The organism is Bradyrhizobium sp. B025, assembly GCF_042257955.1.
In the GTDB taxonomy this organism is placed as follows: Bacteria; Pseudomonadota; Alphaproteobacteria; order Rhizobiales; family Xanthobacteraceae; genus Bradyrhizobium; species Bradyrhizobium diazoefficiens.
In genome coordinates this window covers 7,850,014-7,874,548 of record NZ_CP170150.1, presented here as the reverse complement: position 1 = coordinate 7,874,548, position 24,535 = coordinate 7,850,014, and the positions used below count along the sequence as shown (strand labels likewise).

Annotated in this window: 19 protein-coding genes and 1 pseudogene; 8 read left to right on the top strand and 12 right to left on the bottom strand. The window is 56.0% G+C overall.

Going from position 1 to position 24,535, the window contains the following annotated elements:
• Nucleotides 1-6: 6 nt before the first annotated feature.
• The 3 genes from ACE10W_RS37260 to ACE10W_RS37250 all read right to left on the bottom strand — a co-directional run bounded on the left by ACE10W_RS37260 (nucleotide 7) and on the right by ACE10W_RS37250 (nucleotide 2,510).
• A complete protein-coding gene (locus ACE10W_RS37260) occupies nucleotides 7-930 on the bottom strand; it encodes a hypothetical protein (RefSeq protein WP_375762477.1) in 924 nt (307 codons plus the stop codon).
• 137 nt (nucleotides 931-1,067) lie between these two features.
• Complete coding sequence (locus ACE10W_RS37255; RefSeq protein WP_375762476.1) at nucleotides 1,068-1,643, bottom strand: tyrosine-type recombinase/integrase; 576 nt, start codon at nucleotides 1,641-1,643, stop codon at nucleotides 1,068-1,070.
• 129 nt (nucleotides 1,644-1,772) lie between these two features.
• Nucleotides 1,773-2,510, bottom strand: coding sequence for a metallophosphoesterase family protein (locus ACE10W_RS37250; protein ID WP_375762475.1), 738 nt, complete (start codon nucleotides 2,508-2,510; stop codon nucleotides 1,773-1,775).
• A 149-nt stretch (nucleotides 2,511-2,659) separates the two neighbouring features.
• On the opposite strand from ACE10W_RS37250, the gene ACE10W_RS37245 reads away from it, so the two are divergent.
• From ACE10W_RS37245 to ACE10W_RS37210, 8 genes and pseudogenes are all read left to right on the top strand, one after another.
• On the top strand, nucleotides 2,660-3,913 hold the full coding sequence (locus ACE10W_RS37245; protein WP_375762474.1) for an MBL fold metallo-hydrolase: 1,254 nt from the start codon (nucleotides 2,660-2,662) through the stop codon (nucleotides 3,911-3,913).
• Nucleotides 3,903-4,922, top strand: coding sequence for a hypothetical protein (locus ACE10W_RS37240; protein ID WP_375762473.1), 1,020 nt, complete (start codon nucleotides 3,903-3,905; stop codon nucleotides 4,920-4,922). Before ACE10W_RS37245 ends, ACE10W_RS37240 begins: the two co-directional genes overlap by 11 nt.
• A complete protein-coding gene (locus tag ACE10W_RS37235; protein WP_375762472.1) occupies nucleotides 4,901-5,914 on the top strand; it encodes a hypothetical protein in 1,014 nt (337 codons plus the stop codon). Before ACE10W_RS37240 ends, ACE10W_RS37235 begins: the two co-directional genes overlap by 22 nt.
• Before the next feature lie 429 nt (nucleotides 5,915-6,343).
• A complete protein-coding gene (locus ACE10W_RS37230) occupies nucleotides 6,344-7,033 on the top strand; it encodes a hypothetical protein (RefSeq protein WP_375762471.1) in 690 nt (229 codons plus the stop codon).
• On the top strand, nucleotides 7,034-7,489 hold the full coding sequence (locus ACE10W_RS37225; protein ID WP_375762470.1) for a hypothetical protein: 456 nt from the start codon (nucleotides 7,034-7,036) through the stop codon (nucleotides 7,487-7,489).
• A 74-nt stretch (nucleotides 7,490-7,563) separates the two neighbouring features.
• A pseudogene (locus tag ACE10W_RS37220) lies at nucleotides 7,564-7,652 on the top strand (IS5/IS1182 family transposase); the annotation flags it as partial.
• Nucleotides 7,653-7,940: 288 nt separating this feature from the next.
• Nucleotides 7,941-8,723 (top strand): hypothetical protein, encoded by a 783-nt coding sequence (locus ACE10W_RS37215; protein WP_375762469.1) that lies wholly within the window; start codon nucleotides 7,941-7,943, stop codon nucleotides 8,721-8,723.
• A 138-nt stretch (nucleotides 8,724-8,861) separates the two neighbouring features.
• A complete protein-coding gene (locus tag ACE10W_RS37210) occupies nucleotides 8,862-9,527 on the top strand; it encodes a DUF4145 domain-containing protein (protein WP_375762468.1) in 666 nt (221 codons plus the stop codon).
• A gap of 287 nt (nucleotides 9,528-9,814) precedes the next feature.
• Here ACE10W_RS37210 and ACE10W_RS37205 read toward each other — a convergent pair whose 3' ends face one another.
• The 9 genes from ACE10W_RS37205 to ACE10W_RS37165 all read right to left on the bottom strand — a co-directional run bounded on the left by ACE10W_RS37205 (nucleotide 9,815) and on the right by ACE10W_RS37165 (nucleotide 24,530).
• Nucleotides 9,815-10,516, bottom strand: a complete 702-nt coding sequence (locus tag ACE10W_RS37205; RefSeq protein ID WP_375762467.1) for a DUF6602 domain-containing protein — start codon at nucleotides 10,514-10,516, stop codon at nucleotides 9,815-9,817.
• Between the two features lie 1,431 nt (nucleotides 10,517-11,947).
• Entirely contained in the window at nucleotides 11,948-13,627 is a 1,680-nt protein-coding gene (locus tag ACE10W_RS37200) for a serine/threonine protein kinase (protein ID WP_375762466.1), read from the bottom strand.
• Nucleotides 13,605-14,354 carry a protein phosphatase 2C domain-containing protein gene (locus tag ACE10W_RS37195; protein WP_375762465.1) on the bottom strand — a complete coding sequence of 250 codons (750 nt, stop codon included), beginning with the start codon at nucleotides 14,352-14,354 and terminating at the stop codon, nucleotides 13,605-13,607. The genes ACE10W_RS37200 and ACE10W_RS37195 overlap by 23 nt, the downstream gene beginning before the upstream one ends.
• Nucleotides 14,355-14,359: 5 nt before the next feature.
• Nucleotides 14,360-15,148, bottom strand: coding sequence for a VWA domain-containing protein (locus ACE10W_RS37190; protein WP_375762787.1), 789 nt, complete (start codon nucleotides 15,146-15,148; stop codon nucleotides 14,360-14,362).
• A 676-nt stretch (nucleotides 15,149-15,824) separates the two neighbouring features.
• Nucleotides 15,825-16,835: a hypothetical protein gene (locus ACE10W_RS37185; RefSeq protein WP_375762464.1), complete on the bottom strand. Its 1,011-nt coding sequence runs from the start codon at nucleotides 16,833-16,835 to the stop codon at nucleotides 15,825-15,827.
• 86 nt (nucleotides 16,836-16,921) lie between these two features.
• The gene (locus ACE10W_RS37180) at nucleotides 16,922-18,508 is read right to left on the bottom strand and encodes a hypothetical protein (protein ID WP_375762463.1); all 1,587 of its coding nucleotides are present in this window, start codon (nucleotides 18,506-18,508) and stop codon (nucleotides 16,922-16,924) included.
• Between the two features lie 331 nt (nucleotides 18,509-18,839).
• Complete coding sequence (locus ACE10W_RS37175; protein WP_375762462.1) at nucleotides 18,840-21,338, bottom strand: AAA family ATPase; 2,499 nt, start codon at nucleotides 21,336-21,338, stop codon at nucleotides 18,840-18,842.
• Between the two features lie 7 nt (nucleotides 21,339-21,345).
• Nucleotides 21,346-21,585: a hypothetical protein gene (locus ACE10W_RS37170; protein WP_375762461.1), complete on the bottom strand. Its 240-nt coding sequence runs from the start codon at nucleotides 21,583-21,585 to the stop codon at nucleotides 21,346-21,348.
• A complete protein-coding gene (locus tag ACE10W_RS37165; protein ID WP_375762460.1) occupies nucleotides 21,582-24,530 on the bottom strand; it encodes a type III restriction-modification system endonuclease in 2,949 nt (982 codons plus the stop codon). The genes ACE10W_RS37170 and ACE10W_RS37165 overlap by 4 nt, the downstream gene beginning before the upstream one ends.
• Nucleotides 24,531-24,535 lie beyond the last annotated feature (5 nt).

Genomic DNA, 24,535 nt, shown 5'->3' with positions numbered 1-24,535 from the left:
ATGAAATTACATCGATTTTAGCGGTTTTCGACGGCAGATTCGAAACAGGTAGCAGTAGCTGATTTGGCACGCCTCGCGGTCGTCAATTCGGTTGCCGTTGCACAGGTCGAGGCCGTCCGCGGCGCAATATCGCCAGATGGCGTGCTGGACAAAACGCGGGAAAAACTCTGGAAAGCTCGGATTAAAGGAGCGAGCATCAATCCGCTCCGCGGCACGTCGGATGATTTCGGCACAGCCGCCTTCCGCGTAGCATGCCGGGCCGTACCGATGGGGAATACCGCATTTTTCCAAAATGCCGGTCCTGTGCAAGAAATTGTGGACCAGCGTATCAATGACCAGCATGGCCTTTCCGGTCTCGAACCAAACGGGCCTGTGGTTGCGCGCGCCTATCATCAGCCAGGACAGTGCATTGGTCAGGACCTTGTCGGCCACACCGAAAACCTCTCGGAGCGGGCCGATCAGGGTTTCCTGTCTGGCAGCCTCCAGATCGGCGTCAGACAACCCTGTGGTGGCTTCCAATTGGCTATCGATCCAGCCAATGAGATCGCCCCCAGCGATGTCCCGGACGAATAGAAAGAGGCTGTAGGCGGTCTGATTAAGCCGCCCGTTCCGGAGGTGTGGACGAGGTACTGGACAGGCATCGATATGATCGGGCTCGGCACAGGTGAAGCTCCCCTTGTCGTACCGGCAGCCCCCGTAGTCCGGGAAGGTTTGGAGCTTTGGGCAGGAGGGCGAATTTCGGAGGCTTGCCTCCATTTTGGACCAGGACGCGGTCCCATGCTTCTCCATGTAGTTACGGGCAACCTGGTCGGAGATGCCCTGAAAGCTGAACGCCGTTAGGAGCCAATCGAAGATGGGCGGCGTATTGCCCAACGCGACGGCTTGATCCAGGCCCGCGTGACGAAACTCTTCGTCGATCTCATCGAGCAACGATAGTGATCCAGCGAATGTACAGACAGCGCGGATCAAAGCGTCGGCGTGCTTGTGTGGTTCAAGAAGGTCGGTACACGGAGCAGCCAGCTCTGTCGCCACCTTTCGGGACCGATATAGATTAGCCGAGCCGGGGCCTAGATCAGGCAAATTAAAGCCCGCTGTGCGTCGCTGTCGCCATCGATGTACCCCTGCGTGGTCTGGATCGAGCGATGACCAGCGAGCAACTGGACATCGCGCAAAGAGCCACCGGCTTTGTGAACAAGCCTAGCCGCGCGCGTGATGAATGTTCGACGACCTGAATGTGAGGAGCAGCCATCAAGATTGACGGCGCGATATGCGCGACTAAACCAGATGACGATGCTGCGCGCTTTCATCTTGCTGCCCCGCTCCGAAAGCACGACGGGCCGTGAAGGGTCGAATGTCCCTTGAAGCGCCGAGAGTGCCTCTCGAAGATCGGCATGGAGAGGGATTATTCGGCCATGCCCCTTCTTCGCAGCGCAGTCTCTCAACTCCAAAGTTGTGCCAACGGTACCATTCGGGTCGAGAACCATATCCCACGTGAGATTTGCAATCTCAGCGGCTCGCAGACCGGCCTTCACAGAGAGTAAGACGATAGCGCGGTCCCGAAGCGGATACCGAGTCGTTTCGGCATAGAGTAGGAGGTTGTCGATCTGGTGAGCAGCTAAGATTTTTGCCTGCTTGCCTGGCATAAAACGTCACTTATGAATCTAACACCGATTCTACCTACAATGCATGGCCGCGCAAGTACGATTTGCCGGAGCAGATCAGATCGAAAACTTTAGCCATATGGTGAGAAGTGTATCGAGTGCGAGACCTTTTCAGCGCACCTGGCTTTTGGGGCTTCGCATTCTTGTGGGCTCGGATCGCAGCTCAAACTTCAAGCCGTCGCTGTTGACAAAGAACAGCGGGCCTGACTGGACCGAACTAAAAGCCGCTGCTGTGAGAGGTCCCCCGAAGCAGGCTCCCGTATCGAGGTTGACGCGATTGGCTTGAACATCGGGAGCACGCGTTGCCGTTGGCGTATGGCCGTGCACCACGAGAGCACCGTGCCACAGACTTGAGGACAGGAACGGCTCACGTATCCACAACATGTCATCCTTGGACTGGGCCTCCAAGGGAACGCCGGGTCTTACTCCGGCATGAACGAACAACCTGTGCTCGTCGCGAACTTGAAGAGGCAGCGCTCTCATCCACGCGAGGTGCTCAGCCGGGAGATCGGAGGGGTCGTCTATGCCGTAAGCATCCAGCGTCTCTTCGCCACCGTTCGCCCACCACTGAATGAGGTCGGCATCGGAGCGGCTCCGATCCGCGGCGAGGCAAAGCATATGGTCGTGATTACCCAGGAGGCAGCGAAATCGTGACGGCGCGCTGGCCTGTTCTCGCATCAGACAGGTAATCACTTCGTCGGAGGCAGGCCCTCTATCGACATAGTCGCCTAGGAAGAGGAAATCGTGCTCGATGTCGCCCGCGCTCTTTCGGCAGGCGTCGAGCAGAGACCTGAGCTCCTCCAAGCATCCGTGGATGTCTCCAATCGCGAAGGTCATGCGTTCGTTCATATTGACCTCCCATTGCAACCAATCTAGTTGACATCAGGAGCGCTGCTTCGCTAGGCAAATATTTTTTGCAAATGTTCCATAATGTGTAAATTTCTCGGGGCCTCGATTGAATATAGGTGGATTGGAATGACTGGGGACGAGGTCGCGTAGTGAGATTGCGAATCCATCGGGGGACGCGGGAGATTGGTGGCACCTGTATCGAGCTGGAGAGCGAGGGAGCCCGAATCCTGCTCGATCTCGGTCTTCCGTTGAACGCCAGCGATCTTGCTTCCACGCCGCTGCCCCACGTCGATGGGCTTTCCACGGTCAGCGCCAGCCTTATGGGTATCGTCTTGTCTCATGGTCATCGGGACCATTGGGGCCTGGTGCCGAAGGTCAACCCCGCGGTTCCGCTGATCATGGGGAAGGCGACTGAGAGCATCATCCGGGCGGCCGCCGATTTCGTCCCCGACGCCGTCGCCTTGAATGCAAGTCACTACCTTGAGCATCGCAAGCCAATTCAGATTGGCCCTTTCACCGTCACGCCGCGCCTCGTGGATCATTCGGGCTTTGATGCCTACGCCATGGAAATCACGTCCTGCGGCAAGCGCATATTCTATTCCGGGGATCTCCGCGCTCACGGCCGGAAACGCAAGCTGTTCGACGCGCTGATCAGCGATCCGCCTCGCAACATCGACCTCATGCTGATGGAAGGATCGAGCCTCGGCCGTTTGTCTGACGACGAGACGTTTCCGTCCGAGGAGGACCTCGAGGAGACGTTCGTCACGCGCTTCGAGCAGACCGAAGGAATCGCCCTGGTCGCCTGCTCGGCCCAGAACATCGACCGGGTGGTTACGATCTATCGCGCGGCGAAGCGAACGGGCCGCAGCCTCATAATCGATGCCTACGCCGCCGAGGTGCTGAAGGCCACGGGGCGGGACAGCATTCCCCAGCCCGCGCCGGGCTGGTCGAATCTCGCAGTCTACATCCCGCAAAGACAGCGCGTTCAATTGAAGGCCAAGGGGATTGCCGCGCTGGTCGATGGTTATCGCGGCTTTCGAATTTGGCCCGGGCAACTCGCCGGGAGCGCCCCGCACTCGGTCATGCTCTTTCGGGGCTGGATGATGTCCGATCTCGCGCAGGCCAATGCGCTTGCGGGCGCAAGGGTGTTCTGGTCGCAATGGGACGGCTATCTGGCCGAAGGCCATGCGGGGGCGGCCTTGAGGGCCGATTGCGAACGCCGCGGCATGCCGTTCGAAACGATACATACCTCGGGACACGCCGGTCCATCCGACCTGAAGCGCCTTGCCGCCGCCGTGGCAGCGAAGCGCCTGATCCCGATCCATACGTTTGAACGGCTTCGGTTTCCGGATCTCTTTAGCAACGTGGAATTGGCAAACGATGGCGAATGGATTGACGTCTGAACTGAACTTCCTCAAGCGCGGTCTTTCCGGTCCGCAAATTGCAGGCTTGAAGGGGCTCGCGGAGAGCTCGGCTGACAATTGGTGGAAGGAGGTTCTGGAGAGCAAGGACCTGTTGCTTGCAGTCCGGAACGGATATTTGAACGCCTATGTCAAAGGTCAGAGCGTCTTCAAGATTGCCTTCGGAAAAGGCGGCAGCGATAGCAGCCAGCCGCGCCTTGCCATCCACTACAAATATCTGGTGAAGCCGGATCTCGAGAAAAAGGATCCGTATGTGTCGTTCGATGGAAAGGCGTTCGATCTCGACCCAAAGACCATCGTCAACACCGAGTATGCGTCCAAGCTCACCTTGCCGCAACTGATCAAGACGGCTGCGCGATTTGCCGGGGCCGAAAAGAGCGGCGTGCACAAGATCGCCAAGAAAGAGCCGAAGGTCGTTGATCTCGAAATTGCCTTCACCAAGGCTGGAGAGAACGGCGATCTATCTGCTCCGCGGATGGATATCGCCGTGTTGGTGCCGGGGAAACCGGGCGAAGCCGAGCTGGTCTTCTGCGAGGCGAAATGCGCGGATAATCGTGAGTTGTGGGACCGGGAAAAGCCTCCCAAGGGAGCAAAGGCCCCCGCGTCTCCTCTGCATGCCACGGCTGTGATCGGTCAGATCAAGAAGTACGAGCAGTTCATTCAAGCCGAGGAGAACCAGCGAAGTCTGGTCGATGCCTATCTCCGCGTCTGCAAGAACGTGCTGGAAATCAGCGGCCAAAGCCCTGCCAGGCGGGTCGATGACCTCGTCAGGCAGGTTGCTGAGGGGAATCTCGAGCTGTCGATCCACCCCAACGTTTATCTCCTGATCTACGATTTCGGCGAGGACGAGAAGAAAGGCCGGATCAAGAACAAGCGGCTGGAGCTGAAAAAGGCAGGCGTAAGGACCATCGCCAAGGGCGACCCCGGCGCTTTCGAGCTGGCGAATGACATATTGCGGGCGAGGGCGGAATGGACTGGTTCGAGCGATTGACGGGGTTTCGCGAGAGCAACTACGCTGACACGCGTGCCAAGATCAAGGTGGAGGGAGGTGAGCTCCAATCCCTCGTAAACGGGCAAAGCTATGGCATCGGCGAGCTCGAACTGGTGTCGTTACAGGCGCTGCGTGAGCGGTCAGCCTCCCTCAGTTGTCCGGAAGGACGACTGAGACTGGAAGTGGTTCGCGGCGATGTACGACAAATGCATCGATTGCCCTCGAACGCTGGTGCCTTGTTTCAAGTCGCCTCCCAATTCAACCTGCTGGAGATGACTGGTCCGGAGGTGACACCTGAAGATGGAGTCACCCGCTATCAAAGTGACCCCACCCAAGGCCCCGCGTGCGCAATTGCGGCTGGAGCGGCGACGATCTACAGGAACTACTTCGCTCCAGTTGGGGACAGTTACGGACAGACAGCAACGCGCCAGCTCGACGGACTGGCCGACGTTGGTGAAGCTCTGGCCGGGGACCTGAATAGGCCGGTCGAGGCTTTGTGGCAGATGACCAACGGTTACGCCCTGTGCACCCGTGTCGGACTTCATGCGATTGCGGAGCACCTGAGAGCGATGAAGCTGGATCAGCTCGATACGCTGCGCGGCAGGCTACGCGTCGGCGTACATAGCGATGTGGAGGTTACCGACGTTGAAGCAGCGCACCGCCCGCGCGTTTCGCAGGTGTTTTGCTCGGCGCTCCCGATAGCCTACAGCCGCGTTCCGTCGGCGCACTGGAAGCCCTTCGCGTCGCTCGTTCTGGAGGCGGCCTATGAAGCCACTCTCTTGGCTGCTGTCCTGAACAAGCAGCGGGGCACGTCGAACGTGGTTTTGCTCACGCATCTTGGCGGGGGAGCCTTTGGCAACGAGGAAGACTGGATTGACGCGGCCATCCGGCGAGCACTGACGACGATGTCGCGTTTTGAGCTCGATGTGAAGCTCGTGAGTTACAGAGAGCCAACGCGGAAAACTCGGCAGTTGGTCGAAGACTTTAATTGAAGATTGCTTTGTCGATCACCGAGCCCAGAACGGCTTAGTCGCGTTCCGATAAGAAAACTATGATAAGCTTACCGAATCTGTCAGGCCGACAGAAGCAGACCTGATTGCTTGGTCGATATGAGAGTCGTGGAGATCGCGGCCCTCCTCACGCGGCGGCTCAGATTGAGCCAGAGCGCTTGCTCACCTGCCCAAAGAGGTGCGCTCCAAAGTCTTGCGAAACAGCGGCGCGCCCGCCATCATGCGTCCGCGCGGATCTCCGCACCAGGCGGGGCGAGAGGGCGAAGGGGCTCAGCAAGTGAAGGCGAACGTATTTTTCGATCTTAAATGCGATGGTGTCTGCGTTCTTGATGTCAGTTCAATCAGGAAGAACGAGCCTGGGCTACAAGGCTTTGTGAAGCTTCAGGTCCGGTGAGCGTGAGCTAAGCCGTTATGTTGTTTCACGCAGCTCATTTGGAGAAGTTCAGACGAAGCACGGTTGGCATGTGGGAAGGACACAGCGTAGTCGAATGGAGCCGTTCAATCGGTCACGATCTACGGCTGACGCGCGAGCAAATCCCGGCGTCTGGTCGTCATACCCGCGAACATCTGTTTGCCCTTGCAGCTAGTCGGACAGTTGCGACTATTGATGCATGTGCTGCGATATTCGCGTGGGGCGGCATGCGGCGAGATCACGCGCGGCTGTTTTTCAGCTCGTCGGAATGGTTACTCATCTGCGACAGGGTTCGACGGGGCGAACTAGATCACTTTCAAGCTTACGCACACTACTTCGATCTTACTCGCGCGAGGAAGATGCCTGGCTGCGGACCGGCGTACTATACGAAGTTGCTGTTCTTTCTTCCGCCACCCGGAAAGCCCCGGGGCGTGATCATGGATCAATGGACCGCGAGGTCAATAAATTTGCTGGTCGGGCCGCCCGCTTTAGTGAAGGTCGCCAGAGGTCAACAGCAGGTGCGGTACGTTTCGAGCAGAAACGATTCTGAAGTCTACAGACGCTTCTGTGACGCAGTGATTGAGTTGGCCCGCGTCGTCGAAGATACACCCGAGAGAACAGAGATGAGGTTGTTTTCCCAGGGTGAAGGCCGGGGTCAGTGGCGCGAATACGTTAAGGCGGAAGGCTAATTGATGCGAAGAACCTTAGTCGCAATTGTTAGTACTGCTTGGTTTTGCGTCGCATCGACATACGAAGCGAAGGCGGATCAGTGCGACGCTGTCGCCGGAGAACTCGCCGCACGTGTGCCGGGCGTCAACATAGGTCGCCGCAGCTCTGTCGCTGTATTCGCTCTTCACCCCGCCGTGAAGTACTCATCAATCGGTTGCCTGAACGCCAAGAGTGTGAACTTCTTTGCCGATGTCGAAAATAAGTACCCGAGCGCAAGCTTCTTCGACTACTTCGGGCGCGCCGCAGCAATTGCACTGGGCGGAGCGGCCGAGGATTTTCGAGAGGGGGCGGTTCGCTGCCTCAAGCGGGCGTTGGTGAAGAGCGGCGATGATATCGATTTGCAATACAGCGGCCTTTCGTTTCAGTGCTCGGCTGACAGCCTATCCTCAAGTGTGGTAGTGCAGAGGGACAAGTGATCGGAAAATAATAATAGTGCCCGGCAAGCCTCTTTAATGTGCCTGTAACCGGCTTTGCTACTGCCATCAAGCCGATGCTGCAATCGGGCCGCGCGGCGCTCCTCGGGTGGACGACCCTCGTGTCGTCAACGGCATCTTCTGGGACTTGCGATCCGGAGCACCACCAGAACTGTGAACGTAGTAGTGTAATGGTAGCGAGTTGAGCGCGCATTCGAAGCCGAAGAGCTCGCTAATGGCATCAGCTTGCGGCGCTGAATCACGGGGCTCAAAATTAGGGTCGGGGCGTTCGGCGACTGGGAGTCTTGTTGGGTAGCGGATATGCCCGCTAGCACGCCAAGAAGCCTAGGCCATCTCACATGGCAAGGAGTCCAATGTCCGACTTGTCCTTGACGGGCAATAGAACGAACACTAGCGTAGGTTGAAGTCGGCCTGTCTCCACGGAGCTTGTCGCTTGCTTTTGCCTTGGCCCATACACACGAAGCGCCGCGCCATTGTTGGGATTGCGGTGATCGCCGTCTTGGAGACGGCGGTAATCCTGACTTATATGGCTCCACTGTCCAACCGACGCAGCCCACGTGAAATAGAGTGGCACGTGCGAGCACAAGATGCTTCGATCCCGCCTGAGTGGAGGGATCAGGGTGGCGACCGTAATCCCCTCGACGCTCTGTATGGAAAGCTGGAGCAGTTCTCTGCACAGTTCAATTGGCCTAAGACAATTCCTTTCGACCGCAGCACTGAGATTATATTCATCATCGAAGGTGACAAGCGCGGAAGCGGCGACGATCTGATCGCATCATTCCCCGGCGACCCTCAGAAGCTTGAGCTTCGTGGTGCCGATCAGATGTCTGCGAGACTAAGCGCTCCCAAGGGCGACGCAGAGGTTACGCCTCGCAGCGATAAACAAGAGCGGCAGCCAGTGACGCGCTTGAGCGCCGCCAAATGGATATGGGATGTCAAGCCGGAGCGAACGGGGAGGGTGGTCTTGACCCTTGAGGTATTTGCCCACTTGCAACTGAAGAGCAAGAACAAGACCATTCCTGATGCCGTGGTGAACGTCTTGACGAAGCGGGTGGAAATCCCGATCACCGTAACGCTGTGGGACAGAACGAAGACTTATCTCGCCGAAATCGATCCGGCGTGGAAGACCGTCGCAGCGATTACTGGCGGCATCGGTGCTCTCTTAGTCTTTCTTGGGCTGTGGCCAAGAAAAAAGGCTAGCAGTGACATATCTTGACTGTTTCGCCGCGCCACCAAGCGGCGTTTGCGCAATGCGGGCAGAACGGAGCCGCGGGCCTTTCACAGCTACGGATCAATTTGGAAAGGCTTAGGGTATGCGTGAGCCAGAGTCGTTGCGAAAAAATCGGAGGCCAGATTGAGTTGGTGGGACCTTGGTGAGTGGGCAGGGACGGCGGGAGACAGACTCGCGACATATCAAATCACATGCGCATTCTGCGGCGAGCGAGGGAGCTTCGAGACGGTAGCCCATCTGGAACGACAGAAGCCGGGCACCGGCCGCAAGGTGCTCAACTATGACACCCTCAAATGTGGCCACTGTGGCAACCTGATGTTTGCGTTCTGGTCAGCCGCCGCGATGAGCATGGGTGGGAGGGGTATTCACCAATACCACGTTCTGCCGTGGCATCGGAACACGACAAGCCATCCGGACCATTGGCCTGAGGACGTGGGCAACTATTGGGTGGAAACACGAAGGAGCATTGAGGGGAAGAACTGGACAGCCGCTGCACTTATGGCTCGCTCTGCTATCCAGCTTGTCGCCCGCTCACACAATGCGAAAGGCAAGAACCTGAAGGAAGAGATTGACGATCTTGCAGCCCAAGGGCTGATTTCGCCGATCATGAAAGAGTGGGCGCATGAAGTGAGGGTTCTGGCGAACGAGGGCACCCACCCGCAGCCTGGTACTAAGGGGACGACTGAAAAGGACGCAACGGACGTAGTAGAATTCTTGAGCTTCTTGATGACGGTGATGTACAATCTGCCTCACCAAATCGAAGAATACCGCAAGCGAAAAGCGCCTTAGCGATATCCGCGTTTGACCTTCCCCTCCCCGGAGGCGCGCGGACAAAGCGTGCCGCACCTTGAGGCCATGAATGGACCCATCAGTCTGGCAACGCAGGCCCAGGCACTGCAATTCACTCGCCTAGACCCGATGTGTTGTAGCCTTCGTCAGCACATTATCGATGACGTGTTATATCTGGCGACTTCGCTTACTGAATTCGAAATCGAGATACCCGACCGCAGGTTACAGTTGAAGTCTTCCCGCCCCGGGTCGGTGGCCGCGGGGGCTCATACCGGTTACGCCCAATATTAGTCTGAGCTCCATTCCTTCGGCATGTACGCATCCAAGTCCATCGCATGCACCGCGAAGTTCTGTTGGGCTTTGAGTATGTGGCTGTATAGGTTCAGCAACCCGTCCCCCTCTCGCCCGAAGAGTTCGGCGGGCACCTTGAAGGCGCGCCGCCCTGCAAACCAGTTCTCCTTCAGAATGCAGACACCGTGCACATGGGAGTTACCATCGTCCAAACATTTCCGCAGCTTGTCACAGAAGTTCTGATAGGTCGGGCCAAGGCCCTTTTGCGAGAACGCGACGATGTAATTACGTGGCGGCGTCGTCTCTGTCTGTTTCGTCATCACGGTTCGCGCAGGCTTACCGGGCTCAAAAACGGTTGCAGGCACAATGTATTTCTTCTGAGAGCCAACCTTACGCATTTGCATAATGGCGTCCATCGAACTTTGCAGCTCATCCTTCGTCAGCACTGACTTCACTTCGATGGTGGCGAAAACAATCTCTGCTGGAAATAGTCCGGAACCGAACTCGGATAGCAACGGGGAGTTGTAGAAATTGTCGTAGATAACAATGTCAGTTTGCCGACTCACTTCACCATGTGCGGAAATAACGACACCCGTGCCTATGGAGAACCTTTTGGGAAGAGTCCGTCCGAGGACGTTCTTGATGATTTCCTCGGCGATGCGCCCGCGTTCGCCGAGGTGCGGCATCAACCGCGCCATGGCGAGTTGCGATTGGTCAGCGATGACTTGAAGGGCCGACATATAGGTTAGGTGTGGCGTCGTGGCTGGCTGAAAGTTCCTTGGTTTTCGTGCCATTGCTGCCCATCACGATTCGAGGAATGGAACAGACTGTAAACAACCTAACGACTGCTACAAGTAGCGAGCTAATTATCATGAAGGACTTCTTCACCAGCCGCCAAGAGCCCGCCAGGAGGCGGCTAACCCATCCCCGCTGCACGCTGTACGTGAGAGGCAAAAATGGGAAAGAAAAGGTCACGCGACGAAGAATATCACTTATGCGCTCAGATAAAGCCATGCGTCTCGTCGAGCTACTACATTTCGACACGGGATAACGAGGCGAGCGGCGATGAAGCTATAATTGATTTCCAAGCTGATATCGTCACCACCACACCCGAAATGCCCCTTCATGTCGGACAGGGAATAACTTGCTCCTTGATGTGCTCGCGCACCTATCGAGCCAGCGACAATAGCTGCACTCTGGGGCGGCCATTGCTGCTCTACGTGAGGCTCAGCCGAGACACACGACTTTTCTCCGCATATCTCCCATCAGATGTGTTTTGGGCCCTCCAGACTGATCTGAAGAGTGGCCGCTTAAAGAACGTAGAGGTCTGGTTTGATAAACCTCGCTATGGTTCTGGCAAGCTCAAGAGTCTGTATTTTTCGGAAGCGCCGTCCTGAAATGAGTAGCTGGTTAAGACTGGCCGATATTTTGATATCTATGCAGAATGCGACAGGCGGAGGGTAGCCGATGTTCTTGGCCAACGATTCAGAGGAACACCGCGAATCTAAGGTCCGGCGATTCTTAATGACGGACCCTGGTATCTCCTTGTTGCTCGCAGCGGTGAATTTCGAGTGGACCGTTTGCCGAGCCGTTTTATTTCTATCAAAGAGGCCCAATTCAGAACTTCGTCTTTTGATGGCGAGCTAGTACTCATTGGACGCCTACAAGGAGCTTTGGAGATCGGAGATTGTTGCTGGAAGCAATTTCAATCCTTTGGCCGTCGTCGTCCGCAATTGGTCATCTGTACGCGAGGCGTTCAACGCAAGGAATCGGCTTGTCCACGGCAGAGATCGCTACACCAAGAACATGGCGGCGCCACACATAGAAGCCCTGTTGCGGGCGACTGGATATGTAGACGACTATTGCAACCTGTTAGGCAGTCCTCTGCTGGGTCGCATGCCAACTCGTCGGCGAACCTCTAAGAAAAGCTGACTTAGAGGTCGCTCGCCATCGCCGTCTCGGGTGGCTCATCTTCGACTGCGAACATAATGATGAAAATTTATCGAGCTAGAGCGCACTCCGGTACTGCGAATGAAAAGGTGCCCCCGTTTTTTCCTTGATCGAGAACCTGCAAGCTCACCCACGTCGATTCGCTCCCTATGCCTCCGGCCGTGCGAAGCAATCAGTTTTCAGTGGTGTGTCGCGAGCGCTTTGAGCAGCCCAATAACAAGAAATATCAATATCCCGATCCCTATCTTAGAGAGCCATCCATTTTCTGATGGAGCGGGAGGGGGGGCCTGATAGGCGGGCGGCGTTCGCGGTGAGGGCGTCGCAGACGCGGGCTGCAAATCGCGGAGAATCTGCTCGTTGCGGGTTCGGACAATCGGCTGCGAGGGCGAGGTCGGGGGCGACCGGGGCGGCCTTGGAACTTCTTTTGGAACGTCTGTCGAACCGGATCGAATTCCCCTGAGAATGTCCGCATTCGATCCTTGGTAACTACGCGGTTCGGAGGGGCTGCGCGCTGGGGCGCCCCGTCCCAGACGAAATTTAGCTTCCTGCTCGGTTATCGAAACGATTTGGTTGTCTGCGACGACAGCAATGCCAACGTTCTTATAGGGCCTGCCGTAGTGCTTCCCCTCGTAGGGCGGATCAATCAGACCTGTTACGCTGATCCACTTGCCCGCCCACGATGCTGATGGGCGTGTGCTGATATTGCCCAGCCCTTCAGACCAAATCGTTATCTTGACGCTCTCCTGATTCCAGGGCCCAAAATTGATGAAAACATACGGTAGTCCTCGACCTCTACCGCGCCTGCCGAGGCCCTCTTTAACGGAGACAATTTGGCCGATCAGTTCAACCTTGTCGCCGACGCGTCTCATGACCGCCTGAAAATCCCTGCCGTCCAAAACGGGAAATGCCCCTATATAGGCTTTGGGCTGGGTCGGTTTTGTCGATACAGCCACTGGTCGCACAGTGGGCGTGGGCACATTTCGGCCCGCCCTGAAATCAGATAACATGGGAACGTCTGAAATAGGCGATATGCAAATGGCCGCCAGCCTCATCGCGCTCTCTCTGACAGCAGGCATGCCGTTCAGAATTCTGAAAATCTCAGATGAGGACGGATCGGCAAAGTCATTGGCGTTGAAAATGATCGCGTTCCCACCCTCTCGGAACCGCTTGTGCAGCGCGGGGTCGGCCTGCAATGCCTCAAGACTCAAATCGACGACGATAAAAGAGAAGCGGTCCATCTTTGGACCGAACAGTCTAATTGTACGGCCTGGATGTTGAAAATGCTTATGTCCAACTTCGGTCCCGCGCCCCTCCGGGAGTCCTGCGACATACATGCCGTCATAGTCAATCAGCCGAAGAGCACCGTTGTGGACAATGACATTTTCATTCTGAATATCACCGTGCGCGATCTGACTAAGTTCAAGATACTCAGCCAGCGACGCAAAGCGACTGCGAAGGTTCGCTACCGCCGTGCCGTTTGATACGGTTTGATCCAGGTACGCACTGAGAGTCTTTCCTTCGGCCCAATCCATTTTTACGATTGGGTAGCTGCGCCCTCGAATACGAATACCCTGCGGCTGAAAATCAAAGTTAACAAAATAGTTGCTGCCGAGAGATCGAAGCTTGCTGGATACCCGTGCGTATCGATTTTGCGCATCTGGAACCTCTCTGTGGAAGCATCGAACGGCCAATTTCTTTTGACCGGATTGAACGGTGTAGGTGAGAGCGAAGCCACCCGAGAGAGCAAGCGGCAAGCCTAAAGGGGTTGTAGCGACCTGGCCTGCTTTAAGCTCCGGGTCACTAAATGTCCGCGGGTCTTGAACCGCGTCGTTATAATCAACTATCTGCGGGTAACTCACGGCCATACCCAATCACTATAAGCGTCGTATCATCCCGTTTAAGTCGCCCTGCAGCGCGCTCGACCTCAACTAACTGGCAAAATGAATCATTGTCGGTGAGTTCAAGCAGCGTCGAGACACGCAGCCGGTCGGGTTGCTCTAGCAGCCACAGCCCAAGCGCATCTGTCATCAACATCAAAAACGGTACATTGTGCGACGCGATGGTTAGATCCACCCAGGCCGCCGATAATGCTTCCTGATCTAGCAGACGATTCTCTGCCCGATTACTTGAAATCAATATCGGTGATTTCTCGAACTCTGCCGGGGATACATAGGGTATGGTGCGAAGCAGTTCGCCATTATCAATGAAAGCTAACAAGCTATCGCCGACGGAAAAGACGCGCGCGCCTTTCCCGTCCGACGAACAAGCAACGCCCAACAGCGTTGCAAAGCTTCCTTGATCAAATGCCGCTTGATGAGACCACGACATTGAATCGCGATCATACCTTGCTTGGTACTCGTATGTGGCCGCCTCCAGCCATTCCCTATCCAGGGTTAAACTCTCAACAAAACGACGACAAAGAATTTGTGCCCAAGGTCCTGAGTCGAATGAGACAGAGGCGCCGTCGCTAACAGCGCAAATCCGCTTGTCATCTGAATGGAAAAAGCGATCCTCATTCGCAGTATCCTCTCGCTTGGATACTGTGAACGCCCGCAATACGCGGAACGTCTGAGGTTCGTCAGGCACCTGAACTACCTGTCGGCGGTAAGTCTTGGGCGAGTACCGATATCGAAGAAATTGGCAATATCCTTCGGATCGGCATTGAACATGAAACCTCGGGCGCTTTCACCCATGCGGTATCCCTTATCGGCGGCGATCTTTGCGACGTGGGAGGGAAGCACACTCGACATTCGGAAAAGTAATTTGGCGTAGTTATCGGCTAGTGTTACATCTGAACTGGGAAATTGAGTTGCTTCGCCGACGAGTGTTGAGACGTGGATATTGAACAACAGGCATTCACCGTCACCAGTCGAAAGCTGACGGATTGCGCTGGCCACATGCTCGGGGTCACCGTCGGTGGACGCGCCATCCGTGACGTGCAGGACCGTTGGTGGATAGTTGTGGGGGTGAGAGTCACACCACGCGACAAGCGCCTCTGCGGCTTTTGTTAACCCCGCCACCATCGGCGTTCCACCCGAGCTTGTCGGGTCGAACCATACCGGAAACTTTATCCTGCGTTCTAGAATTCCACCGGCCCCGTCGTCGTCTAACCGCGTGCGGTCCTCGATGCGTAACGGGGACTTTTCAAGATCGGTAATGGGGTGAATGATGTTGCCCGACAACGCTCCGCCCAATCCTTGGCCGACACCGTTGCCCCCATAGCCGATCACACCGACATCGAAATAGTTGCGAACGCCATCAGCCTTTGTGCAGTTCGTGATGAGCGTGTAGATTGTCTTGTTGAGTACGTCGGCGACAAATTCGGCTTTTGACCTGCCAGTCGCCATTTTTTCGTCCATCGATCCTGACTGATCGATCACGAACAAGATGCAAGTAGGATTATCTCGGCTTATCTCGGCTGAATATGGCACTTTGCGCCCCCAGGTTGAGGTTACTAGCCTAACAGGGGTTATGGGTTGTGCAAGTGACCGAAACTCCCATTTTCCGCGTGCGCAATGCTGTCAGAGGATCGGTCACGGAGTCGAAGGGTTGACAAAATGATCCGGGATCCCGCGAGAGACCGACTCCTCCAGCCACAGGGCGAACTTGCCCAAGACCGAGACTATTGGACTTTTAGGGCATATATCATCCTGATGTCCGCCCGGGGGCGATGCATCATGCTGCGCGGTGGGTCAGGAGCTATCGCCGGTGGCCCAGTCCTATGCCCAGGTGCAACGCTTTCTGGCGGAGGGCTCCGACCGAGCGCTTAGTGAGCTTTGATATTTTGACGACGGGCGTTCGCGCCTTTGAATGGTCCTTGAGTTCTCTTAGATCGGCTTTTGTCCATTCGCGACGCTTGACGGTCTTCCTTGCGGCTCTAGCTTTCTTCAAGTCAATCGCTCCTGTTGATCATGAAGCCGGTTGTTACCACGATAAATGGTAGCGGCAAGTACATGATCGACGGAATGATGGTCTCGGCGCAAAAACCTTGCTGCACAGCCCTTTGACCGGCATTTGAGTGCCGCTCACTCCCGACTGGGGATAAAGCGTCCCAACCTAATATAAATCTACAGCGTTTCGTAGATCATGAGGTGCTGCCAACACTTGCGGCACGAGTGGCAAAAGTAGACGCACAGCCGCCATCACTTCGGCAATCACTTCCATCTGACCTTCGAAATCTGCGGACATGTCCACCATTGGTACTTCGACGCCAAATATGTCGCTCTTGAGAGACACGCCGTCAGCAAGGCGTCGGCTGATACCGGGCAGAGCCGGGACATGGTGCGCCTTGCCAACATGAGGTCCGGAAAAGGTCAAATCAACACGAGACTTACCATTTTTCCATGCCAACTGGACATTTTGCGGGATGTCTGGAGCGTTGATGATGAATCCCCATTTATCTCCAGTGATCTTGTGGCTGAACGGCAAGTTGGTTTGCTGTTGTAGAAAGGATGCGAAAGCTTCTGAGAAGCGGCGCACTTCCGCATTCCCCACGCTTTTGCTCTTCGCGACACGTACAAGACACTCAGAAAGTGCAGAAGTACGCCAACCTGCGTGTGCCGTGCTATCTTTCGCGAACCAATCGCGTAGTTCCTCCATAATAAGCGTTTTATCCCAAGGGTCGTCTTTGGGCACCCCCGTTGTGTAGACTGATGGAGCGACAAGAACGGTCAAGTAGCGTTGCGCCATGCCGCTACGGACAATGTCAGCGCCCCGTTCGTGATAACGCTTTGCCTGGCGTTCTGTAAAATCGGCGGCAATCTTATCTTCAATAAGGACAGCAACGGTATCGACATTATCCGAGTATAACGCGAGCACGTCGGTTTCGCCCCACTTCGCGTTGGATTTTGCAGAAACCGAATGTTCGGCTCCTCGGCACCGGAAACCCTTGAGCCCGATTCTTTCCCCAAACCAGCCATCGAATCCGTTATCGCTATGAAGCTCTTCGAGGATGAAGAGGTCGAGGTCTCTTTCCTGCATTCTGAATGAAGTCATAATACCCAGTCGCTCATTGTTGGTGAAAAGGTGTCGAGTGCGGACAAAGCCGGAATCGGCGGTCCGCGGCATTGAGACCTCTGACCAGGTCAAATTTTCGCCCGGGCGATGAGGTAGGAAGTCGAGTCGGAGGGCGCTCCGGCGACAATTGTTTTTGGCTAGTTGGACTTGCGGGTTGCTTGGTGTTGTCCGATGTATCCAACAATCACCTTCTTCTTGTCTTCGTCAAAGAAGAATGCGATGCGAATGGTGTGGCGCGGTTCAGTGCTTGTTCCAAACCCAATATGTTCTTTGAGCTTTATGGGTGTCTTTGAATTTCCATATCTGACTTCATAGTCTGAGGCGAACATTCCCATAGTGATCTCGGACTGATGAGCGTTGTACCGAAACTGGCAGGTCTCACGACACGATTTGTCGAGGTCGGCGCAACGTGTGGCTCCAATTTTTGCCTTCCGATAAGTGGTGGCCAACCATTTTAACGCTGCATATAGTAGTTCCGGCTCTTCGAACTGCGACGCGTCCTTTTCGACTCGGCCATTCAAGATGACAAGTTGCTCCTTGAAGTCTCTGCTCGCCGTCTCGATAGCACTGTCGGCATCTTCTATGAGAGCCTCGCTATCAGAAAGAGGCTCTCCCGATTCTGCAGGAGCGGTGCGCAACAGTTGCAAATACATTTGCTTCCATTGCCGAACTTCCTCTTCCCTTTCGAGAAGACGATCAGTTGCTTCAGCGAGCTCCTGGCGCGCTGCGCCTAGAGCGGAAAGATCGAGTTCGTATTGACGCAGCCATTCCTCCGACACGGTAGAGGAAAGTGTACCAGCATGTTGGAGTTGCTGAATCGTTCTTTTGGTCAATTCGCGCTCGATGTCCTCCCACCTGACCAATCCAGAGATGCGTCGCGTTACTGAGGCTGTCGCGATCAACCGAAGCAGTTCGTTCGCGAACGAGCGACCGGTTGCCTGCATCGCGAACAATTGTTGCTGCGTCCACCATCGATGGCGATACGGCGGATCGGCCTGGGTCATTCTCGGCCAGTATACGCGGACCGTAGCATCATAGGCATTGAGTCGATTGTCGATGTGATCCGCCAACTTCCAGCTCAGTTGAGCGCTGTTGGCCGCGCCAACATATGCAATGCCAACAAGTTTGTCCGCGAGTTCAGAAGGATCGCAGAGCATTGCCTCGTCTCTATTTCGGCGGCTGATGAAAACAAGCGGAAGCGTCCGTTCGGGATCCAATAAGAAGCTCGCGAAGCGCTCCGCTTCTTCAGATCCGATTTGGACGAATGTTGTCTGAAGTGGATAGTGCTCGCGACCTCCAAATTTATCGATCAAAGCTCTAACGATGCGTGGTCGGCTGCTTGGTGGGCTGACCGGAAAAAGGCCATCTCCAAGACTACCGGCAGCAACAGTGACTGCAAACCTAACGCCAGGCTCGGGCACGTTGACATTCGTGAGTATGCAGTCGGTCCGCCAAAAGCGTCCCTGTTGGTCCGGGTGCTCAAACCTAACGGCGGCCGTTTGGAGCGTTGCCTCATCCTGCAATGTAAGGAGTTGCACCCGCTCACCGTTTGGATATTTTATCGGCTCCGAAACATTGTTAGGCCAACCTGCTGGTCGGGCTAGTTGCCGATAAGGATTCGAGAAAATCCACTGGGAAACTTCCTCAAGCGCATCACCAATAATCAGTCGCTCTGCGGCGGCACTACTGCCGAGCAAAAATGACGCAAAGTATGTGGGCTGCACTCGCCACCCCCCAACATTGTCGAAACCGATACAATTATAGCGCGAGCGCAAGCACCGGCGTCATTCCGCTTCGAATAATGTAGGGTGCTAAGCAAAACGGGGCACATCTTATTGAAAAATCGAGTCTTTCTAAATGTGAATTTGTCTTCGATTCTGATGGGCGAGCAAGATTTAAGTTAGCCTAGAGAACCAAAGTCGCGAATCAGATCGATCCCCTGAGCATCTGCCGGAACGCTGCATCCAGGGCAACGGGGTGACGGGCGGGCGCGAGCGTCGGCAGGCAAAATCGCCAGTGGTCAAACATTGTGTCTGCGAGTTGGCCTATGGCACGTTATCGATTGGCAAGGGATCTATACCACTTGCGTACAGCCGTGCCGCCGGATGAGTCGTCATACCGGAAGCATTCCGCAAGTGCGTCAATCGACGAGATAACTCCTGAAAGCACAGGGGCCGATAAGCTGCTGCCGCTCCCGGTTTCGTAGTGGCTTACCCAATTCCCGACGATGGCCGGGACATGCGCGGTGCCGAGGTCGCTGACCTGCTTTTCGTCAAGAACGAGGGATCTGGCCTTCTTATGCAGCTCGACCGCCGAAGTGATCGCATCGAGGCAGTTGCTCACCATCCGGTTGGTGTCCTTGATCGCAAAATCGATAGGGACTGGGATGTCCACCCTCCTGATGATTTGTTGCAGCTTGAATTCGAGGTACTGACGGATAAGGGGTTCCGCCTGGGATATTTGCCCGGCGGAAAGCAACGTGCTGATCGTGTTCCTTAGCCGGTCGGCCCCCTGGGTTTGGCTGAGGATAGCCCCCATGGGCGGCGATCCCTGAAGCTTGTTGTGGTGCCAGTCGGCGGTTCCGCCGAGTCTGTCGAAATATTTCTCTAGCAGGCCGTCATGGCTAAGGATGATAAACTGTAGCCCATTGGGATTGTTAGGCTGCTGAAGTTTAGTCCGTATCAACTCCATCAGAAAATATTGGTGTCCCGCATCGAAGCTGGACGTTACATCGTCCAGGACAACGAAACGCGGCACACCAGAATGCTTGGCGGCTGCGGCAAGGAAAACGGAGATTGCCAGCGCATTGCGATAGCTCTCCGATAACAACGCTCTGGCTGAAAGCCTGTGCTGGCCGTGAAAATCACTAAGCTGAACGTGAAGGTCCTCGCGGCCATCGGCGCGCTGCAACTGCGGAACAACGTCTGCAACGTTCATGATGCCGCGGAACATCTCCTTATACTCGGTGTCGATGTCGGCAATTTTCGCTTTGGATAGCGCGGCTTCGGCGTCTGAGAATCGCGCTGTTGCCGTCGTGATAAACTTTCGCCACCGCTCCCGGACATCAAGGCGCGTCTGTATCGCCGCTTCTTCCTTTTGCTTCTCGCGGTAACGTTCCAACGCTTCCTTGAATTGCCGCCCGTACTCGACTTGTTCGGTTAGCTGGACAAGCGACGCGGGCAATTCCTTTTCAAGTCCGGCCTTCTTGTCCCTAAGCGTTTGGAGTGCCGTTCCACAATCGGCAACAAGCTTCTCCGTCCATGTGATGGCGGCGGCGAGATCGTCCTTAGCAATTTCACCGGAGGAGAACTTGCCCTCGAAGATGGCAAGTCGCCGCGCGGCTTGATCCACCTTCAACGCGGCAGCGGATTCATAGGCGGCGAGCAATCCCTTCCATGTCGATGCCTGCCAGGCTTCCTTGATCTCGGCGGACTTGGATGCGGCTTCTGCATATTGGGTAAGTTGAGTACCAATATGCGCGCTGATCGACCCGCCAAAGCCCTGTTCGCAAAGGGGGCATTTGTCATCGTGTGACCATGCGCCCTTGTCTATGACAGCGTGAGCAGAGTCGTACAGGCGCTTGAAAAGGTCGCCACGCGTCTTGGCAAGCAAGGTGTCGCGGGCATCGACAAGCGACTCTATCTGTGCCTTGTCGCCCTGCGCTTTAGCTAGGTCGTGAGTTGTCAGAGATTCCAGCGAAGCGATGGCCTGTACAGCCTGTTCAAGCTCCCGGCGCTTCTCGCCGCCCTCGGTGCTCTTGATGACTTCCTTGATCGCCTCGAAGTCGATGTCGGCAAGCGTCTTGCCCGAAAAATGTGACTTGAGAAGTTCAACATCGCCAAGCGCGCGGACGACATGGTCGGCATAGTCATCAAGCTTGGCAATGTCCTGCAAGGTCGCGCCCGTGACTTTCTCATAGCTGGTGCGCGCGGTGGCGAGGGCGCGTTGCGCTTCTTGCTGCGCGGCGATTTTGCTCGTGGTGAGGACCTTGACCTCAAGATCGGTATTCAGTGCCCGAGAGTCGGATACCGCCTGAAATGCCTGCCGCCGGTCGGAATATTCGGACAGTCCGAGAAGCGCGGAGAAGGTGCGGCCCCGCTCCAGAGGCGAATCCTCAATGAACCGCGCGAAGTTACGATAGTCCAGAAGTGCAAACGCTTCCCGCAGCGTTCGCAAAAAACCTTCGGGGTCGGCGTGACCGCTGGAGCTGGTAAGAGCGCGCCTTCCGGCGGCATCGCGTTTTACGCAGACGGTGACGACAGCGCCGCCGTCATCGGGCAAAAACTCCAGGTCCAGAATGGCGGCCTGCTGGGAGTGGAACCGATTGGTGTAATAGTCTTCCGGTCGCTCCTGCGCCTGCAGCGTGTCCAGCTTCGGGATCGTTCCGAAGATGGCGTAAGATAATGCATCGAAGATCGAGCTTTTCCCGATGCCGTTGACGGCGAATACCGAATTGACGCATCCGGGCTGGAAACGCAGGTCGAGAGGGTCGGATTCGTTGTTGACGCCGCGAAAGCCCTCAATCTTGAGCCTCGTCAGAAAATAGCGCGCCATGGATGCCTCACGCGTCGCTGGTGGCGGGCGCGACAAGGCCATCAAGCGCCTTTGCTATCTCGGCGTTGAACGTGACACGGGCATTGGAATCACGTTCTCCGTTATGGACGACTTCCGCCAGAAGGTCGGCATTGGCGCGAAGAATGGTGGCCAGGCCCTTATCGATGGACTCCAGTTCCGCTAGAAATACATCAAAGTTGCCGTCAAACGATTTCGACGCGTCGAACGCAAAGCCCCCTGCCGTCATATCGACACCTCCCTCAGCGATGTCACAACATCGAAGTCAACCCCGATGGTTTCGAAGTGCCTGCGACCGCAGGCGATTTTCTGGTTCTCTTTCGTGCGGCGCTCTTCCGAATCCAGCGTGCTCTTGGTTTCCCGCACGAAATAGAGCTTTTCCTCGCGCTCGGTGACGAAGGCCCAATCGGGGTTGTACGAGCCGATTGGCGTGTCTATCTTGAACCATGAGGGGAGCTTGACGAAAAGCTTCACCGCTTCGTTGTGGTCGAGGTCGCGGGCAAACTCCTTCTCGACCTCGGATTCATATTCGATGGCGTCGAACAGGGATTTTTCGCGGTTCTGCACCTCATAGAGGTTGCTGAGATATCGGATGATCCCTTCCTCGGCGTCCTGTTCGATGCGGCTCTGCTCCCAATAAGCCCCCGCAACCTTCTCGTACTTGATGCCCTCCAGCATCAGATCATGCAGTGCGCGGGAGATTTCCTTGGCGACCGCCGCCATGAACGCCTGGGGATTGACCTTGAACTCGGCGAGGCGTCCCGAACGCTTCAATATCTCGGCGAGAGTGTGCCGAGTTAGCTCCGTCTCCTTTTGCAGGAAGGCGAGAATGTCGGGCAGTACCTTGACTGGCTCGGCGTCCCGAACGCGCGTTGCGATCTGCTTGTCGGCCGAGACGCCTGCGTCGGTGATATCGACTTCGACCACGGTCGTTGAGACGCGCGGGGCCTTGATCGGCGCGATCTGCTTGATGCGGGCAAGGGCGCGGCCGATCAGGTCCTCGGTCGCAAAGGTCACGCGATAGCGCGTGCGGGGCTTGATCTTCTCCCAAAGCCTTTGGAAGTCCTCGCTCAGTTGGACTTCCTTGCGGAATTTCAGCTCGCGCCGGTCGCGAGCATCGACGATTCGATTCTTGAAGACCTTCCGGTTGACCTCGTCCGTGATAGCGGCTCGGAGGTCCTCGTAGCCTTCCGGCACCTTCAACTCGAAATGCGGGTTCTTGGGATCGAACTTGTCGAGAATGTCACCAGCGGGGTTGAGATAGCCACCGGAAACAAGCGCGGACCATATCTTCGCCGATTCATCCTGCCCGATCTCGGTTTCGGTCCCGTCTTCCGCTCGGCGCACGAGCTTGGCAAACGCGATCTTCTCGACCTTGCCGAAGCGGATGCCGAAATCCTCCTCGAACTCGGTCTGAAGCGTGCGAGCGAATTCCTCATAGGATTCGTTCGCGATAACGGTCAGGCGGTTGACGGTTTCATCGTGCACCCGCTCTCCCGTTTCGTTGACGGGCAGGCGTAGCCCGCGCCCTATTTCCTGCCGCTTCTTGTCGGCGGATTGGGTTTCATTGAGCGTGCAAATCTGGAAAACGTTCGGGTTGTCCCATCCTTCCCGCAACGCAGAGTGCGAGAAAATGAAGCGCAGCGCGACATTGGGATCGAGCAGCCGCTCCTTGTCCCGCATAATAAGGTTGTAGGTGTCCTCATCGTCGGCGGTGTTGCCGCGCGTGTCCTTCGCGTGTCCCTGCTTGTCCTGCGAGAAATAGCCGTTGTGAACCTCAGCAACATCGAACGGGATCAAACCCTTATAGACCGGCTTGGCGGTCAGCTCCTTATAAGCCTCCTCTAACCACTGTCCGATCTTGCCAAGGCTTGTGGTGCCGTCCTCATTATAGACGCGGTAATTGGCAACGCGGTCGATGAAGAAGAGCGAGAGCACCTTGATGCCCTTGCCCTTGAGCGCCTTCTCTTTCTTGAGGTGCTGCTCGACGGTTTCATAGACCTGCGCCTTCATGATGTCGGAGGCCAGGCCCCCGGTTTCCTGGCCCAGTTCAAGAAACCGGCCCTGATTGAACTCGACATATTCCGACCCGGGCGTGGAGTCGATGTTCTGCACCATGTAGCCATTGCGGTAAGCCTCACGCTCGTCGGACTTCACGAAGAGATCGTCGCCCTGCTTGACCCATATCTTTGTCGCCTTCGGCCCTGACCTGCCATCCTTGTGAATCTCGACGCGGGCGCGGATGCCGTTGGTGTTGTCCGTGGCGATCAGCTTCACATAGGCGTCGTTGAAGTTCTCATCCGAGCGCACGGATGCGACTTCGATCCGCTTCACAAGGCGCAAGTCGTAAGCCCTGATGGGATCGAGCTTGTAAACGAGGTTGTACGGGTTCTTGTGCGTTGCGCTGTAGCGCAGCGTCACCATCGGATTGAGATTGCCGATGGCCTTTCGGGATTTTTCGGTCGTATCGACACTTTGCGGCTCGTCGATGATGACGATGGGGTTGGCAGCCTGAATGAACTCGATAGGCCGCCGCCCGGACATGCGGTCGTTCTCTCGGTTGATGACGTTGAGCTTCTTCAGCTCGTCCTCGGTCATTTCCGATAAGTCCTTGTCGGCAACATCCTTCTGGAAAGACTGGATGTTGATGACCATGATCTGGATTTGGTTGCTAGAGGCGAACTGCCGCACCTTGCCAAGGCGTTTGCTATCGTAAACGAAGTGATCGAACGGCGCTTTGTCGTAGAGCGTCTGGAAATGCTCCTTCATCATGTCTACGCTCTTGAGCACGCCCTCGCGGATGGCGACGCTTGGCACGACGATGATGAATTTCTTGAAGCCGTAGGTCTTGTTCAGCTCGAAAATACTGCGCAGGTACACATACGTCTTGCCGGTGCCCGTTTCCATTTCGACGGAGAACTCGCGTCCCGCCAGCGCAGCGACTTTCTCGATGCCGTTCGCTTCCTGAATCCGGTGGATATTCTCCAGGATTTCATCGTCCGGAAGAGTGAGCCGGTTACCCATGCCAAGCTCGGTCTGGAACAGCCCGCCTATCTGGATAGACTGAAACGCCATCGCCTCTGTCTGCACGAAGGGCTGGCCGTCGAACACGCCGACGACGGCGTTGATCGCATCCTGCTGGTATTGAAGGGAAGGATCGAATTTGAGCTTCACGTCGC

What these genes read in the sequence shown, in the direction of transcription:
- ACE10W_RS37255 (WP_375762476.1), bottom strand. Translation starts at nt 1,643, where the DNA reads ATGCCAGGCAAGCAGGCAAAAATCTTAGCTGCTCACCAGATCGACAAC.
- ACE10W_RS37250 (WP_375762475.1), bottom strand. Translation starts at nt 2,510, where the DNA reads ATGAACGAACGCATGACCTTCGCGATTGGAGACATCCACGGATGCTTG.
- ACE10W_RS37235 (WP_375762472.1), top strand. Translation starts at nt 4,901, where the DNA reads ATGGACTGGTTCGAGCGATTGACGGGGTTTCGCGAGAGCAACTACGCT.
- ACE10W_RS37230 (WP_375762471.1), top strand. Translation starts at nt 6,344, where the DNA reads ATGTTGTTTCACGCAGCTCATTTGGAGAAGTTCAGACGAAGCACGGTT.
- ACE10W_RS37205 (WP_375762467.1), bottom strand. Translation starts at nt 10,516, where the DNA reads ATGGCGCGGTTGATGCCGCACCTCGGCGAACGCGGGCGCATCGCCGAG.
- ACE10W_RS37185 (WP_375762464.1), bottom strand. Translation starts at nt 16,835, where the DNA reads ATGCCGCGGACCGCCGATTCCGGCTTTGTCCGCACTCGACACCTTTTC.
- ACE10W_RS37175 (WP_375762462.1), bottom strand. Translation starts at nt 21,338, where the DNA reads ATGGCGCGCTATTTTCTGACGAGGCTCAAGATTGAGGGCTTTCGCGGC.
- ACE10W_RS37170 (WP_375762461.1), bottom strand. Translation starts at nt 21,585, where the DNA reads ATGACGGCAGGGGGCTTTGCGTTCGACGCGTCGAAATCGTTTGACGGC.